14 protein-coding genes are annotated in these 14,879 nt (G+C 69.6%); 11 read left to right on the forward strand and 3 right to left on the reverse strand.

Annotation, left to right across the window (positions count from 1 at the left end):
• The 3 genes from D7Y11_RS36650 to D7Y11_RS36660 form a co-directional block, all read left to right on the forward strand.
• Positions 1–1,281, forward strand: a 1,281-nt coding sequence (locus tag D7Y11_RS36650; RefSeq protein ID WP_126935988.1) for an OprO/OprP family phosphate-selective porin, incomplete at its 5' end; no start/stop codon positions are given.
• A gap of 165 nt (positions 1,282–1,446) precedes the next feature.
• Positions 1,447–2,454 (forward strand): hypothetical protein, encoded by a 1,008-nt coding sequence (locus tag D7Y11_RS36655; protein WP_126935989.1) that lies wholly within the window; start codon positions 1,447–1,449, stop codon positions 2,452–2,454.
• Positions 2,455–2,573: 119 nt separating this feature from the next.
• Complete coding sequence (locus D7Y11_RS36660) at positions 2,574–3,914, forward strand: hypothetical protein (RefSeq protein WP_126935990.1); 1,341 nt, start codon at positions 2,574–2,576, stop codon at positions 3,912–3,914.
• Between the two features lie 3 nt (positions 3,915–3,917).
• On the opposite strand, the gene D7Y11_RS36665 is transcribed toward D7Y11_RS36660, so the two are convergent.
• Positions 3,918–5,216, reverse strand: coding sequence for an AAA family ATPase (locus D7Y11_RS36665; protein ID WP_120580890.1), 1,299 nt, complete (start codon positions 5,214–5,216; stop codon positions 3,918–3,920).
• 33 nt (positions 5,217–5,249) lie between these two features.
• Complete coding sequence (locus D7Y11_RS36670; RefSeq protein ID WP_126935991.1) at positions 5,250–5,945, reverse strand: glutamine amidotransferase; 696 nt, start codon at positions 5,943–5,945, stop codon at positions 5,250–5,252.
• 238 nt (positions 5,946–6,183) lie between these two features.
• Between D7Y11_RS36670 and D7Y11_RS36675 the strand changes: the two genes are divergently transcribed.
• The 7 genes from D7Y11_RS36675 to D7Y11_RS36700 all read left to right on the forward strand — a co-directional run bounded on the left by D7Y11_RS36675 (position 6,184) and on the right by D7Y11_RS36700 (position 13,207).
• On the forward strand, positions 6,184–7,269 hold the full coding sequence (locus D7Y11_RS36675) for a M35 family metallo-endopeptidase (RefSeq protein WP_120580892.1): 1,086 nt from the start codon (positions 6,184–6,186) through the stop codon (positions 7,267–7,269).
• 90 nt (positions 7,270–7,359) lie between these two features.
• Entirely contained in the window at positions 7,360–7,980 is a 621-nt protein-coding gene (locus D7Y11_RS36680; RefSeq protein ID WP_126935992.1) for a protease, read from the forward strand.
• A 116-nt stretch (positions 7,981–8,096) separates the two neighbouring features.
• Positions 8,097–9,203 carry an isopenicillin N synthase family oxygenase gene (locus D7Y11_RS36685; RefSeq protein WP_126935993.1) on the forward strand — a complete coding sequence of 369 codons (1,107 nt, stop codon included), beginning with the start codon at positions 8,097–8,099 and terminating at the stop codon, positions 9,201–9,203.
• A 72-nt stretch (positions 9,204–9,275) separates the two neighbouring features.
• The gene (locus tag D7Y11_RS36690; RefSeq protein ID WP_126935994.1) at positions 9,276–10,562 is read left to right on the forward strand and encodes an MFS transporter; all 1,287 of its coding nucleotides are present in this window, start codon (positions 9,276–9,278) and stop codon (positions 10,560–10,562) included.
• Positions 10,563–10,746: 184 nt separating this feature from the next.
• On the forward strand, positions 10,747–10,920 hold the full coding sequence (locus tag D7Y11_RS43550) for a hypothetical protein (protein WP_158642042.1): 174 nt from the start codon (positions 10,747–10,749) through the stop codon (positions 10,918–10,920).
• A 43-nt stretch (positions 10,921–10,963) separates the two neighbouring features.
• Entirely contained in the window at positions 10,964–11,533 is a 570-nt protein-coding gene (locus D7Y11_RS36695; protein WP_126935995.1) for a class I SAM-dependent methyltransferase, read from the forward strand.
• Between the two features lie 42 nt (positions 11,534–11,575).
• Complete coding sequence (locus tag D7Y11_RS36700) at positions 11,576–13,207, forward strand: fumarate hydratase (RefSeq protein WP_126935996.1); 1,632 nt, start codon at positions 11,576–11,578, stop codon at positions 13,205–13,207.
• 30 nt (positions 13,208–13,237) lie between these two features.
• On the opposite strand, the gene D7Y11_RS36705 is transcribed toward D7Y11_RS36700, so the two are convergent.
• On the reverse strand, positions 13,238–14,296 hold the full coding sequence (locus tag D7Y11_RS36705; RefSeq protein WP_233597530.1) for a type IV pilus twitching motility protein PilT: 1,059 nt from the start codon (positions 14,294–14,296) through the stop codon (positions 13,238–13,240).
• A 251-nt stretch (positions 14,297–14,547) separates the two neighbouring features.
• Here D7Y11_RS36705 and D7Y11_RS36710 point away from each other — a divergent pair, with 251 nt between their 5' ends.
• Positions 14,548–14,841, forward strand: a complete 294-nt coding sequence (locus D7Y11_RS36710) for a FruA-associating protein, FapA (protein ID WP_120558715.1) — start codon at positions 14,548–14,550, stop codon at positions 14,839–14,841.
• Positions 14,842–14,879: the final 38 nt, after the last annotated feature.

Genomic DNA, 14,879 nt, shown 5'->3' on the forward strand with positions numbered 1-14,879 from the left:
GCCCTCCTCGCCGCCACGGGCCTGCTGCTCGCCGCCCCCCGCGTTCACGCCCAGGCCGCCGAGCCTCCCAAGTCCGCCGAGCCTCCCAAGGCCGCCGAGCCGCCAGTCATCAACGTCTCCGAGGAAGGCTTCACGCTGTCGTCCTCGGACAAGGCCTTCGTGCTCAAGCTGCGCGGCCAGCTCCAGGGCGACGGGCGCTTCTACTTCGCGGACATCGACCGAACCGGCACCAACACGTTCCTCGTGCGGCGCATGCGCCCCATCCTGGACGGGACGCTCTTCGGCTTCATCGACTTCCGCCTCATGCCGGACTTCGGCGTCAATCAGCCGATCATCCAGGACGCGTTCATCGACTTCCGTCCAGGGGAATGGGTCCGCCTGCGCGCGGGCCGGTTCAAGACGCCGTTCGGACTGGAGCTGCTCCAGTCCGACATGGACAACCCCTTCATCGAGCGCTCGCTCACGGTGGACCTGGTCCCCAACCGCGACGAGGGCCTGGAGCTGCACGGCGAGGGCGAAGGCGGCCGGTGGCAGTACTCGCTGGCGGTGGTGAATGGAGACCCCGACGGCGCCAGCACCGACACCAATCCTGACGACAGCTTCGACCTGGTCGCCCGCGTCTTCGCCCTGCCCTTCAAGGGCCGCGAGCCGTCCTTCCTCCAGGGACTGGGGCTGGGCATCGCGGTGACGCGCGGCCTCCAGTTCGGCACCGCCACCAACACCGGGCTCGCGCCCTTTCGCAGCACGGGCCAGGAGATCATCTTCAGCTATCTCAACAACGCGAACACCGGAGAGACGGTGACGGCGCACGGCCAGCACCTGCGGCTCGCGCCCCAGGGTTACTTCTACTGGGGGGCCTTCGGCCTCCTCGCGGAGTACGTGCGCTCGTCACAAGAGGTGCGAATCGCGGACGCACGCGCGCGGCTGCGCAACCACGCGTGGCAGACGTCGGTGTCGTGGGTGTTCGGAGGGAAGGCGTCCTTCGAAGGCGCCCGGCCCACGACGCCCTTCGACCCGAAGACGCTCAAGGGCGGCGCGCTGGAGGTGGCGGCGCGCTACCACGCCCTGGACATTGACGACGCCGCCTTCCCCCGCTTCGCCAACCCCGCGCAATCCGTGAGCGCGGCGAGCGGCTTCGGCGTCGCCACGACGTTCGCCTTCAACCGGCGCGTGCGCTTCGCCATGAACTTCCACCGCACGAACTACGAGGGCGGCGCTCCGGATGGCGCCGACCGCCCTCCCGAGAACGTCCTCATGTCCCGCTTCCAGCTCACGTTCTGAAACCCCGCCCGCGAGCCGTGAAACATTTGGTGACGCCGGGTGTCATCCGGCGGCTTCGTCCTGGTGCGTCTTGAAGCGCCCACGTCATGTGCACGACGCTCCCGCCGCCCGCCACGGGTGGCCCTTGCCCGTGGGCCGCTCCCGCGGACTCCGCCGAGAGGATGCATGCCCGCGAACGTGTTCCCGCAACGCCCGACGCCTGTCCGCTCCCCGTCCCTGTCGAAGGCGCTCACGCGCGCCGCGCTGCTCGGCCTCCTGGGCCTGGGCGCACCCGTGGCCGCGCAGCAGCCCCAGGCGCCCATCACGGAGGACGTGCCACTCCCGGTGCAGCCGCTCCTGCCCGACAGCCGCGTCTACTTCACCACCCTCAACGTGGTCCGCTACAACCCGCTGGGGCTCGAGTCGCAGAACCGGCTCGTCTACCAGAAGCGCCTCTCCGACAGCCCCTCCCTGCTCCTGCGCGACACGTACGCCAGCGCCGGCGCGAGCCTCCGGCTGAGTCCCGCGTTCTTCAAGCTGGGGCCCGTGGTGGAGCTGCAACCGCTGGCGATCTTCAACGTCCGCGCCGGCTACGAGTACGTCCAGTTCTTCGGCACCTTCGGCAGCGTGCAGTCCTATCCGGACTCCTTCCAGCCCTACGACGACGACCTGCGCAGCGCGACCAATGACACCGCCTACGGCACCTCCGGGCACCACTTCTTCGTGGAGCCCATGCTCCAGGCGAAGGTGAAGTCCCTGGCGCTGCGCTCGAAGCTGGCCATCGAGTACTGGAACATGTCGCTGCGCGACGGCGGCACGCGCGGCACGTTCTACGACCCGACGCTGGACACGCTGGTGCCCGGCAAGGGCTGGGTGCTCGCCAACGACACGGACCTCCTCTGGCTGGCCGGACAGTGGACGCTGGGCGCCCGGCTCTCCGCGGTGTGGCCCCGCTACGACGAAGACACCAACGCGGTGGAGCCGCTGCCCGGGCGAAAGCTGCCCACCAACTCGCACGTCCGCGTGGGCCCGCTCGTCGCGTATGCCTTCGACACGAAGCCGGGCGGCGTCATGAGCAAGCCCACCGTGCTGCTCATGGCCGGCTGGTACCTCAAACATGAGAACCGCATGAACGCCATGCCCTACCTGCTGGGCGGCTTCTCCTTCACCACGGAGCTGCTCTCCGGCCGCTGACCGCGCCCCTGCGGACTGTTCAGGCATCAAAGCCCCACTGCCCTCCAGGGCAGTGTGCCTGCCTGCAGGTCGTTCCTAACTCGCACTGTCTGTCTTTGGGGACAGCGAGGTGGGGACACATGGGAACGACTCGCAGGGTGATGGGCTGGCGGCTTCTTTGGGGCGCCGTGATCGCAGCGGCGCTTGGCGGGTGCGGGCCCTCGGAGGCCCCCGAGGCGTCCGCACGGACGCAGGAGGCGGCACTCTCGGGGGGAGCCTTCGCCTGGGTGAAGCACCTGGGGTCCCCCCGGTTCGACCAGGCCCACGCGGTGGACTTCGACCGCGACGGCAACATCCTCGCGCTGTTCCTCTACCAGGGCAGCGTGGACCTGGGCGCGGGCCCCGTCGGCTCCGGGAACCCCGACAGCATTGGCTTCGCGGTGGCGAAGTACACGACGGCCGGCGCGCTGCTGTGGACCCGCGCCTATGAAGGCGTGCTTCCTCCCGGCGGACAGAACTTCGTCGACGCGGTGGCGCTCACGGTGGACCGGGAGCGCAACGTGCTCGTCGCGGGGACGTCGAACGAGCCCATCGACCTGGGAGGGGGACTCCAACCGGCAGGCGCCTTCCTGCTGAAGCTGCGCAAGACGGGGCAGTTCCAGTGGGCCCGGCACTTCACGGGCAACATCTCTCCCCATGACCTGGTCACCGACTCGCAGGACGGCATCGCCATGACGGGCAACGCCTTCCGCACGGTGGACTTCGGCCAAGGGCCCAACTCCTCGCAGGTGACGGACGTCGTGACCGCATTCCTCACGAAGTTCAATGCCGCCGGCGCGGCGCAGTGGACCGTCCGCGAGCAGTTGATCCTGAGCAGTGGTGCCAGCGTCGCGGTGGATGAAGCGGACGCCTTCTACTTCGCGGGAATCCTGTACCCTGACCCGGAGGTCTGGAAGGTGACCCCCTCGGGCACGGTGGCGTGGACCCGGTCGCTGGTGGGCGCGTCGGGAGGAGCCGCGAGCATCGCCGTGCACGGCAACCGCGTGGTGGTGGGAGGCCAGTTCAGCAGCGCCTTCACGTTCCGGGGCCAGACGATTACGCCCCCGGTCCCGGGCGGCGGCTTCCTCGTCGCGTGGACCCGGGCCGGAGAGGAGCGCTGGGCCCGCGCCTACCCGCAGGCCGTGGGCGCGGTCGCCGTGGCCGAGGACGACGCAGTGGTCGTGGGCGGCGCCTCCATCGAGCCGGACTCGCCCTCCGGCTACACGCTCTTCACCGCGAGGCTGGAGCGCATCGAAGGTCAGCAGCAGTGGAGGCACACGTACAGCTCGACCGGACGCCCGTTCTTCACGGACGTGGCGGTGAACAAGCAGGGCGCGTTCGTGGGGATCGGCTACTTCTCCGGCACCCTCCACCTTGGAAGGAACCTGGTCTCGCGCGGCTTCGACGACGACTTCCTCTTCAAGGCGTCGACGGCGCCCTGACGGTCATCCGAAGCCCTGGGCGCGCAGCACCGCGCCCAGCGGCACGGAGCCCGCGCGGGAAGCGTCGAACCACCGCGCGGCCTCCTCCGGCGTCGGCTGCGTCCACCGCCAGCGCCCGGGCCCGCCGCCGCCCTGGCAGCGGATCAACGACGTGCGCAGCTGCTCCGCGTGGGTGAACTCCAGCTGCTCCAGCACCAGCGGGTTCTGGCTGGTGACGAAGGCCTGCCTTTTCCCCATGTCCCGCACGCACGCGCGCACCAGGTCCGGATGCAGGCCGTCCGCCAGCTCGTCCGCGATGACGAAGGACTCGTGCACGTCCAGGTAGTAGAGGAAGGACAACAGCCGCTTCTGGCCATGGCCCAGCTGCTCCTGCGTCACCGGAGTGCCGTCCGGCCGCACGAACGCGAAACGGAAGCCGCTGAAGCCCAACCGTCCGCCCTGGGACAGCGGCGTCGTCTCCGTCACGTCCACGGTGAGCGTGCCTGAAGCGAACCCCGCCAGCGTCACGAAGCGCGCGAGGAAGCCCTGGGGCTGCGCCTCGTGGCGGAAGAGCAGCGACGGGGGCACGGGCTCGCGCTCCACCTGTTCGCGCAGCCAGCCCGGCATCCACGTGGGCAGCGCCATGAGTCCCAGCGGAAACAGTTCCTCACCGCGCTGCTCCATCGCGTAGCGGATGGCGCCGATGCGCTCGAACATGCCCAGCGCTTCGTCGAAGCGCGGCGGCGCCAGCAGGAACGTCTCCCGGAGCAGGTCCTTCAGCCGGTCCTTCACGCCGCGCTCCAGGTACTGCGCGGCCATGAAGAGCAGCGTCCATACGGACCGGTCCAACACCGACCAGTGCATGCGCTTGGAGAAGCCAGCCGCGCCCGCCACCTCGCACGCGAAGCCCGTGGCGCTGGCGCGCATGACGAGCCGCGCGTCCTCCGCCGCGTCCCACCGCACCGTCGCCACGATGGAGGGCATCAGCCCGTGCGCCAACGCCGCCGGCGGCAGCGCCAATGCGGCGCCAGGGCCTGCATCGGAGCCGCCCTCCCCGGCCGTAGCGGGCAGCGCGGCGGGCGGCTCGTTGCGCACGGCCACGTCCACCGTCAGCGCGTCGAAGCGCAGCGCGTACTCCAGCGAGAACGGCTCCCGCAGCAGCCCGGAGAAGTCCGAGCACAGCACCGCGGACACCAGCTCCAGCAGCGTCGTGCGTCCGCTGCCCGTCGCGCCCACCACCACGTTCAGGGCAGGGCCGAACGTCAGCACCGTGTCCGGCGCGAGCCCTCGGTAGTGGTGGACGTGCAGACGGGTCAGCTTCATGGCGTCCGGCCCTCCCCTTGCCTTGGACGGCCGTCAGCGTAGGCCCTTCGCCAGCTGATGCGCGAGCCGTTGGAGCAGCTCCGTGTTCTCCGCCTCCGCCGCCTTCAGCTTGGGCAGCTGCGCCTCCAGCGCCGCCACGTCCTTGCCCCGGGTGACGAGGTCCTCCTCCCCCAGCTCCAGCCAGCGCCCCAGCTCCTGCGCCGTCAGCTCCAGGTGGAACTGGAAGCCATACGACTTTCCCAGCCGGAAGGCCTGCTGCGTGTACCGGTCCGTGGACGCGAGCAGCGTCGCGCCGGGCACCGGCGTGTACGTGTCCCCATGCCAGTGCGCCACCGCCGTGCGCGGCTTCGCGCCCGCCACCACCGGGTCCTTCAGCGCGTCCTGCGTCCAGCGCACCGGCCCCACGCCCACCTCGAAGCCATTCTTCCCCGGCGACACCGTCGCACCCGCCGCCGCCGCCAACAGCTGCGCACCCAGACACACGCCCACGCACGCGCGGTCGTTCGCCAGCCGCTCTCCCAGCAATGCCAGCTCTTCATTCAGGAACGGATGGGCGTCCGCCTCGTACACCCCCATGGGCCCACCCATCACCACCACCAGCGGCGCGTCCACGTCCTCGCGCTTCACCGTCCGGAAGCGCCGCACCAGCGTGAAGCCCGCCGCCTCCAGCGCCGGCCCCAAGAGGCCTGGCCCCTCGTGCTCCTCGTGCTCGAACACCACCGCGCGCATTTTCCGCCACCCCTTCCCTGTGTCTTTGTTTGTGCCACACGCAATGCGTGCCGCGTGAAGACTAACGCTCCATGCCACGGTTGGCCGCGACGCGCCGTGAAACCGGATAGCCGGCAGGCATTTATTTCACAGTATTTCATGCCATCATCTGCGGGCCCGGTTTCCCCTATAAGCATGCACACCCGGGCATTCCCCCTTGGGCGTTTTCGTCGCGTCGTATTCCGAAAGGAAGTTCCTCGTGAGCAAGAGCCTTCGCGGTTTCAAGTGGCTGATGGGCACGGTGGTCGGCGTTTCCCTGCTGAGCGGTTGCGGCGCTCCTCCGGCGGAGGGTGAGCCCACCCCGACCGAGGCCACCGAGCAGGCCCAGGGCGCCCTGACGGCGCAGGTGTCCGCGGGCAAGGCCTCCATGGCCGCCAGCGAGCGCGTGACGGTGGAGGTGACGCTGACCAACACCTCCTCTTCGCCGGTGAGCATCTACAAGTGGGACGCGCCGGGCGAGGGCCTCAACGAGGGCCGCCTGTCGGTGTCTCGCGACGGCCAGCCGGTGGAGTACACGGGCGCGCACTTCAAGCGCGTGCAGGGCCGCGCCGAGGACATGGTCACCATCGCCCCCGGTGAGAGCCTCTCCGGTCCGGTCGTCGTGTCGGACGCGTATGACCTGTCCGTCTCCGGCACCTACACCATCCGCTACGAGCTGGAGGCGCGCGCGGGCGTGACGGCGCTGTCCTCCAACGCGGTCAGCCTCTTCATCGAGGGCCGCCGCAACAGCCTCGAGGGCATCGAGGCGATGCGCACGGTGACGGCGCAGGGCCTGTCCTACTCCGGGGCGTGCACCGCCTCCGAGCAGACCACCATCACCAACGCGTACAACAGCGCGAAGACCTACTCCAACAACGCGTACACGTACCTGAGCGCCACGCCGTCCGCGACCAGCCGCTACACCACGTGGTTCGGCACGTACTCCAGCTCCAACTGGAACGTCATCAAGACGCACTTCAACAGCATCAAGAACGCGTTCGCGTCCGCCGCCGTCGTCGTGGACTGCAGCTGCAACGAGAGCGGGACCTACGCGTACGTGTACCCGGCCTCGCCGTACAAGATCTACGTGTGCGGCGCCTTCTGGAACGCCCCCAACACGGGCACGGACTCGCGCGCGGGCACGCTGGTCCACGAGATGAGCCACTTCAACGTCGTGGCCGGCACGGACGACTGGGCCTACGGCCAGACGGCCGCGAAGAACCTGGCCCGGTCCAACCCCACCAACGCGCGGGACAACGCGGACAGCCACGAATACTTCGCGGAGAACAACCCCTCGCTGCCGTAAGGTGACGCGGGACCGTTGACTCCGGGGCGCGGGCCACATGGGCTCGCGCCCCTTTTCTTTTCGCAGCACGAACACAAGGAGCGTCACGTGATGGGCCTGGGACGAAGGAACCTCGCATGGCTCGCGGTGCTGACCGCCGCCGGTGTCACCGCCTGTACCCCGAAGCCCGCGGAGGCACCCGCGCAACAGCAGGCCCCCGTCGCCGCGACGCCGCCTCCCGCCGCGCCGCCCCCCGCCGCCGAGCCCGCGAAGGAGCCCACCGCCGTGACGACCCCGAAGCTGGAGTGCGCCCTCAGCGTCCACCCGAAGGCGAAGGCCGGCGAGTCCATTGAAGTCCTCTTCAAGCTCACCAACCGCTCGGAGTCGCCCGTCTGGGTGCTCAAGTGGCAGACGCCGCTGGAGGGCATCCTGGGCACGGTGTTCCAGGTCACTCGCGACGGCGAGGAGATGCCGTACCAGGGCCCCATGGTGAAGCGCGCGGCCCCGGGCGCGGACAGCTACGCGGCCATCGCCCCGGGCGCCACGGTGGAGAACACCGTGGAGGTGACGCAGGCCTGGGACTTCAAGAAGCCGGGCACGTACCGCATCACCTTCCGCGACGCGCTGATGGACGTGGCCACGCGCAAGGAGGACGTCCCCCGCGCCGGCGGCGAGTACCAGTCCACGCCCGTGACGTGCGCCCCCGTGGACGTCACGGTCGCCGCGCGCTGAGGGGAGCCGTGAGTCCGCAGGAGGGGACCTCTTCCGGATTTCCCTGGAACGAGGAGGGCGGGCAGGCACGGTCCCCCTCCTCAGCCGGGCCCGGGCGCGATACACCTGGGCCCACCATGGCGGACACCCCCACGATGAACATCCCGACGGTCGACCTGCTGGACCTGGCGTCGGGTGAACCGGCGCGCCTGGAGCGCGCCGCGGCGGCCCTGCGCGAGGCCTTCGGCGTCTTCGGCCTCGTGTTCGTGAAGAACCACGGCGTGGACGCGCCGGCGCTGGAGCGCTTCTACGACGCGTTCTCCGCCTTCGTGGCCCGCCCGGACGCCCAGAAGCGCTCCCTGGGCCGCGCGGACCTCTGGTACCAGCGCGGCTGGACGCCTCCCAACACGGAGGTCGCCGTCGCCAGCAACGGGCAGCCGGACTTCAAGGAGTGCTACTTCGCGGCGCCCACGCCCACCGACCCGCAGTCCGCCATGGAGTTCCCGGAGCTGTACCCGGAGAACATCTGGCCGGACGACGCGCCGCCCTTCTTCCAGGAGGGCCTGCTCACCATGGGCACCGCGCTGCACGAGGCCGGCCTCAAGCTGCTGCGCGGCGCCGCCCTGGCGCTGAACCTGCCGCAGGACACCTTCACCGCCTCCTGCGAGAAGGCGCCCCACGTCACGCGCGCGCTCCAGTACCTGCCGCTGGGCCCGTCCCAGGTGAACACCGGCATCCTCTGGGGCGAGGAGCACACCGACTTCAACCTGCTGACGCTGCTGCCCGGAGGCCGCTTCCTGGATCCGGAAGGCCGCCCCGCGCCGAAGCCGGATGACCAGAGCGGCCTGTACCTGCGCACGCGCGCGACGCCGGACGCGCCCAATGGCGCGATGGTGCGCGGCACCGCGCCCGCGGGCTGCATCGTGGCGCAGGTGGGCCAGCAGCTGGAAATCCTCACGGGCGGCACGTTCCTCGCCACGCCGCACGTCATCACCGCGCCGGGCGTGCCGGGGTGGCAGCGCCAGTCCGCCGCGCACTTCATGCACGTGCACACCAGCCAGGTGCTCTTCCCGCTGCCCGGCTTCCGCACGCCGGAGGCGGTGGCCAACTACGCGCCGCCGGTGCTCGCGGGCACGTACGACATCAAGACGCTGGTGGACATCGGCCTCGCGCCGCCCGCCGCGCTCGACAAGCTGGGCTACCGCCACTACGACCGGCTGAACAAGATGCGCGCGACCACATAAGGCGCGCCGGGGCCGTGCGCCCCTTGTCGCTGGCGCAAGGGGGACGGGCTGCGTTACAGCGCAGCCCACTCCATGGCCGATACCCCCTCCGTCCTCGCCAGCTCCGTCTTCCGTCACCGCGACTTCCGGCTGTATCAAATCGCCCGTCTGTGCGCGGTGCTCGCGGCGCAGATCGAGTCGGTGGCCATCGGGTGGCAGGTGTACGAGCTCACCGGGAGCGCGCTCGCGCTGGGCTACACGGGCCTGTCCCAGTTCGTCCCCTTCCTCGCCTTCAGCCTGCTGGGCGGACAGGTGGCGGACCGCTACGACCGCCGCCGCATCCTGGCCATCTGCCAGGGCGTGATGCTGGTGTGCAGCCTGCTGCTCCTGTCCTTCACCCTGGGCCACGTCACGGACGTGCGGTTCGTCTACGGCGTGCTGGTGCTGTTCGGCACCGCGCGAGCCTTCTACGCGCCCGCGGGCTCCGCGCTCACGCCCTACCTGGTGCCGCCGGAGGAGCTGACGCGCGCGGTGGCGGTGAACTCCACCACGTGGCAGGTGGCCACCATCGCGGGCCCCGCCGTGGGCGGCCTGCTCTACGGGTGGCTGGGCGGCAAGGGCGTGTACATCACGTCCGCATCGCTGTGCGCGCTCACCATCGTGTGGATCCTCTCGCTCAAGGTGCGCACCGGCAGCGCGTCGCGCGAGCCCATCTCCCTGACGACGCTCGTCGCGGGCCTGCGCTTCGTGCGCCAGAAGCGGCTGCTCCTGGGCAGCCTCACCCTGGACCTCTTCGCGGTGCTGCTGGGCGGCGCGGTGGCGCTGTTGCCCATCTACGCGCGCGACGTGCTGCAGACCGGCCCGTGGGGCCTGGGCCTGTTGCGCAGCGCTCCGGCCGCGGGCGCGGCGGTGGTGGCGGTGCTGCTCGCGTTCCGTCCGCTGGGCGGCCACGCCGGGTGGAAGATGTTCGGCGCGGTGGCGGTGTTCGGCGCGGCCACGCTGGTGTTCGGCCTGAGCAGGTCCCTGCCCCTGTCGCTCGTGGCGCTCGCCATTGGCGGGGCGGCGGACATGGTGAGCGTGGTGGTGCGCCACACGCTGGAGCTGGTCTCCACGCCGGACGACATGCGCGGCCGCGTGGGCGCGGTGAACATGATGTGCATCGGCGCCTCCAACGAGCTGGGCGAGTTCCGCGCGGGCTCGCTCGCGGAGGCCCTGGGCGCCGTGCACGCGGTGGTGATTGGCGCCGTGGGCACGCTCATCGTCGTGGGCCTCTGGGCCTGGCTCTTCCCGGAGCTGCGCAACGTGGACCGGCTGGAGTCCGCCGCCCACCGCCCGCCCCGCCCTGAACAGGACCCCACCGAGTCCGCGCCCTCCGTCTGAGGCCCTCGAGCGCCGAGTGAAAAACCATGGCGCGCGAAGGTTTGACGCCGGGTGAGGGAGCTGTTGCCTGGGCGGCCACCGGCTGACTGCACCTGTGGCCAGGAAGGATACAAGCGGGGCCTTTCAGCCCCCACCTTCCGAGGAGGGTGGCCGCTGGTATGGTCCGTGCTTGGACCCACGTCCCATGGCGTACTACTTCCACGTGCTGGCACTCTGCGTAGGGGCCGCTCTTTGCCTCGTCCTGGGCAGGGCGCTCTTCGAGCCTGACGCGCCCGCTCCTGTCCCCGTCACCACCCAGACGGACCCGAGCGCGCCCCGCGTGGTCCGCATGGACGCCGGCAACCACCCTCGCAAGTAGGGCCCCACGCCGGGGCGTCCCCGCGCGATGATGCGCGCTGACCGTGAGCGAGACCGGCTCCTTCCTTCTCTTCCTGCTGCTCTGGGCGGTGCTCCTCGTGGGGGTGCTGTCCATCGTCGTCTCCACGCTGCGCACCGGCGCGCCGCCCATGCCCAGCTCGCCCCGGGTGCGGCGGGCGCTGTTGGCCATGCTCCCGGCGGACACCCGGGGCACCGTGTTGGACCTGGGCTCGGGCTGGGGCGACGTGGCCTTCAACCTGGCGGACCACTGCCCCCAGGCGCGCATCGTCGCGTACGAGCTGTCCTGGTTGCCGTGGCTCTTCAGCCGGCTGCGCCAGCGGCTCTTCCCCCGTCCCAACCTCACGCTGCTTCACGGGGACTTCTTCGCCGCGTCCTTCCAGGACGCAACCTGCGTCGTCTGCTACCTGTCCCCGGGCATCATGACGCGCCTGGCGCCCCGCTTCGCGGCCGAGCTGCCGGAAGGCGCGCGCATCCTGAGCCACACCTTCGGGCTTCGCGGCTGGACGCCCGTGCGCAGCGTGCGGCTCCAGGACCTCTACCGCACGCATGTCTACCTCTACGAAGTGCCGCCCCGCGCGCCGCCCCGTGAGTAGAGTCCCCGCCCGTCCACCCCTTCTCGAAGAGACCCTCCCGCGATGAGTGACTTCCAGTTCCAGGACATGCTGCCACTTGGCAAGGACGAGACGCCCTACCGCCTGCTCACGAAGGAGGGCGTCTCCACGTTCGAGGCCGGCGGACGCAGCTTCCTCCAGGTGGAGCCGGAGGCGCTCACGCTGCTCACCCGCGAGGCCATGCGGGACATCTCGCACCTGTTGCGCCCGGGCCACCTGCGGCAGCTGGCCAACATCCTCCAGGACCCGGAGGCGTCGTCCAACGACAAGTTCGTGGCGGTGGAGCTGCTCAAGAACGCGAACATCGCCGCGGGCGGCGTGCTGCCCTCCTGCCAGGACACCGGCACCGCCATCGTGATGGGCAAGAAGGGCCAGTACGTCCTCACCCGCGGCGGCGACGAGGCGGCCATCTCCAGGGGCGTGTTCGACACGTACCTCACAGCCAACTTGCGCTACTCGCAGATGGCGGCGCTGGACATGTACAAGGAGGTCAACACGGGCAACAACCTGCCCGCGCAGATCGAGCTCTACGCGACCGACGGCGACGCCTACAAGTTCCTCTTCATGGCCAAGGGCGGCGGCTCCGCGAACAAGAGCTACCTCTTCCAGGAGACGAAGGCCGTCCTCAACCCGCAGAGCCTGCTCGCGTTCCTGGAGCAGAAGATCCGCGCGCTGGGCACCGCCGCGTGCCCGCCGTACCACCTGGCCATCGTGGTGGGCGGCACGTCCGCGGAGTTCGCGCTGAAGACGGCGAAGTACGCCTCCGCGCGCTACCTGGACACGCTGCCCACGTCCGGCAACGCGCTGGGCCGGGGCTTCCGCGACGTGGAGCTGGAGCAGGAGGTGCTCAAGCTCACCCAGCGCACCGGCATTGGCGCGCAGTTCGGCGGCAAGTACTTCTGCCATGACGTGCGCGTCATCCGGCTGCCCCGCCACGGCGCGTCCTGCCCGGTGGCCATCGCAGTGTCGTGCTCCGCGGACCGCCAGGCGCTGGGGAAGATTACCCGCGACGGCGTCTTCCTGGAGGCGCTGGAGACGGACCCCGCGAAGTACCTGCCGGAAACCACGGACACGGACCTGGCCGGCGACGTGGTGAAGCTGGACCTCAACCGCCCCATGAGCGACCTGCGCGCGGAGCTGTCGCGCTACCCCATCAAGACGCGCCTGTCGCTGTCCGGCTCGCTGGTGGTGGCGCGCGACATCGCGCACGCCAAGATCAAGGAGCGCCTGGACCGGGGCGAGGGCATGCCCCAGTACCTCAAGGACCACATGGTCTATTACGCGGGCCCGGCGAAGACGCCGGAGGGCTACGCGTCCGGCTCCTTCGGCCCCACCACCGCGGGCCGCATGGACGCGTACGTGGATCAGTTCCAGGCGGAGGGCGGCAGCTTCGTGATGCTCGCCAAGGGCAACCGCTCCCCGGCCGTCACGGAGGCCTGCAAGAAGCACGGTGGCTTCTACCTGGGCTCCATCGGCGGCCCGGCCGCGCGCCTGGCGCAGGACTGCATCAAGAAGGTGGAGGTGCTGGAGTACGCCGAGCTGGGCATGGAGGCCGTGTGGAAGATCGACGTGGTCGACTTCCCCGCCTTCATCGTCGTGGATGACAAGGGCAACGACTTCTTCGCGAACATCAACAAGCCGTCCGCGAAGAAGTAGGCCTCGGAAGTCACCTTCCGGCGCGCGCTCTCAGTCGAACTCGAGCGCGCGCTGGAAGTCCGCCGGGTTGGAGGCCGCGCTCTGCGCCGTCTCCAGCGTGATGTCGCCCGCGCGGTACAGCTGCGTCAGGTGCTGATCGAAGGACTGCATGCCGAACATGTCGCGGCCCTTCTCGATGACGTCCTTCAGCTCCGAGGCGCGGTCGTCCCGGATGTACTGCTCCACCGTCTTCGTCTGCACCATGATCTCCAGCGCCACCGTGCGGCCCTTGCCGGTGGCCTTGGGCAGCAGGCGCTGGGAGACGGTCGCCTTGAGCGAGTCCGCCAGGCGCATGCGCACCATGGTCTGCTCCTCCGCGGGGAACACCGACACCAGGCGGTTGATGGTGCGCGACGCGTCCGTGGTGTGCACCGTGGACAGCACCAGGTGGCCCGTCTCCGAAGCCTTCAGCGCGATGTCGATGGTCTCCGTGTCGCGCATCTCGCCCACCAGGATGACGTCCGGGTCCTGACGCAGCGCCGCTCTCAGCGCGATGGAGAAGTTCGCCGTGTCCGGGCCAATCTCCCGCTGGGAGATGGAGGACTTCACGTTCTTGTAGATGAACTCGATGGGGTCCTCGATGGTGAGGATGTGCAGGCTCTCCGTGTGGTTGATGTGGTTGATCATCGACGCCAGCGTGGAGCTCTTGCCGGACCCCGTGGCCCCCGTCACCAGCACCAGCCCGCGCTCGTTGCCGGCGATGGTTTTCAGCACCTGCGGCAGGCCCAGCCCGTCGATGCTGGGAATCTCATCCGGGATGATGCGCAGGATGCAGGCCAGCGAGCCGCGCTGCCGGTAGATGTTCACCCGGAAACGCGCCACGCCCGGAAGGCTGTAGGACGAGTCGCATTCCTGCACACTGTCCACCTGCGCCTTCACCAGCGGATCGTTCATCACGTGCAGCGCGACCTGCTTCGTGTGATCAGCCTGGAGCTTTTCCATCTTCAACGGCCGCAACACGCCGTTCACCCGGTAGATGGGCGGATCCCCAGGGCGGAAGTGGATGTCCGAAGCCCCGTTCTGGACGCCAACGGTGAGCAGCTTGTTCAAGGTGTTCAGGTCCAGGTAATCCCTCTCACTTCACGAATGGAGCGGAGGATTCTAGGAGAAGGGCACCCAATCCCTCCATGGTTGCAATGTGGGAAGCATTCCCCAGCCTCACTGTACTAAGTTTTCCCGCAAATCAAGGAAGGCGAGTACCCCGGGGGATGAAGGAACTGTCCTCGACTGCTCACCAGTGGCCGTCTTCCTGCCCAGGTGGCCCGGATGCCCTGCCCGGAATCCGTGGCGAACATCCGGGCATGAACGCACAAACCGAGCAGGCCCCCCACTATGAAGAGCTGTCCTCCGCTGACTACGCCGCCCTGGAGGTGTGGGATCCCACCCAGGTGGTGATTACGCCGCGCATGGCGGCCCGGCTGTGGTTGCAGACCAGCCTGCGGCTGACCCGCGCCCAGAAGGAGCTGCACGACGCCATCTTCGCCAACGACGCGAGTGAAGCGGCGAAGGACCGCTATGCCGAGGCCCGCGCGGAGCTGGACTCGGCGGAGGCGTGGGCCCTGCACGTGGCCCGCAACATCCCTCGCCACCGGTAGTCGGAAGTACCACCTCCCCCCCCCCGGACGTGGCACAC

Source organism: Corallococcus sp. AB018, from assembly GCF_003986945.1.
GTDB classification, from domain to species: domain Bacteria; phylum Myxococcota; class Myxococcia; order Myxococcales; family Myxococcaceae; genus Corallococcus; species Corallococcus exiguus.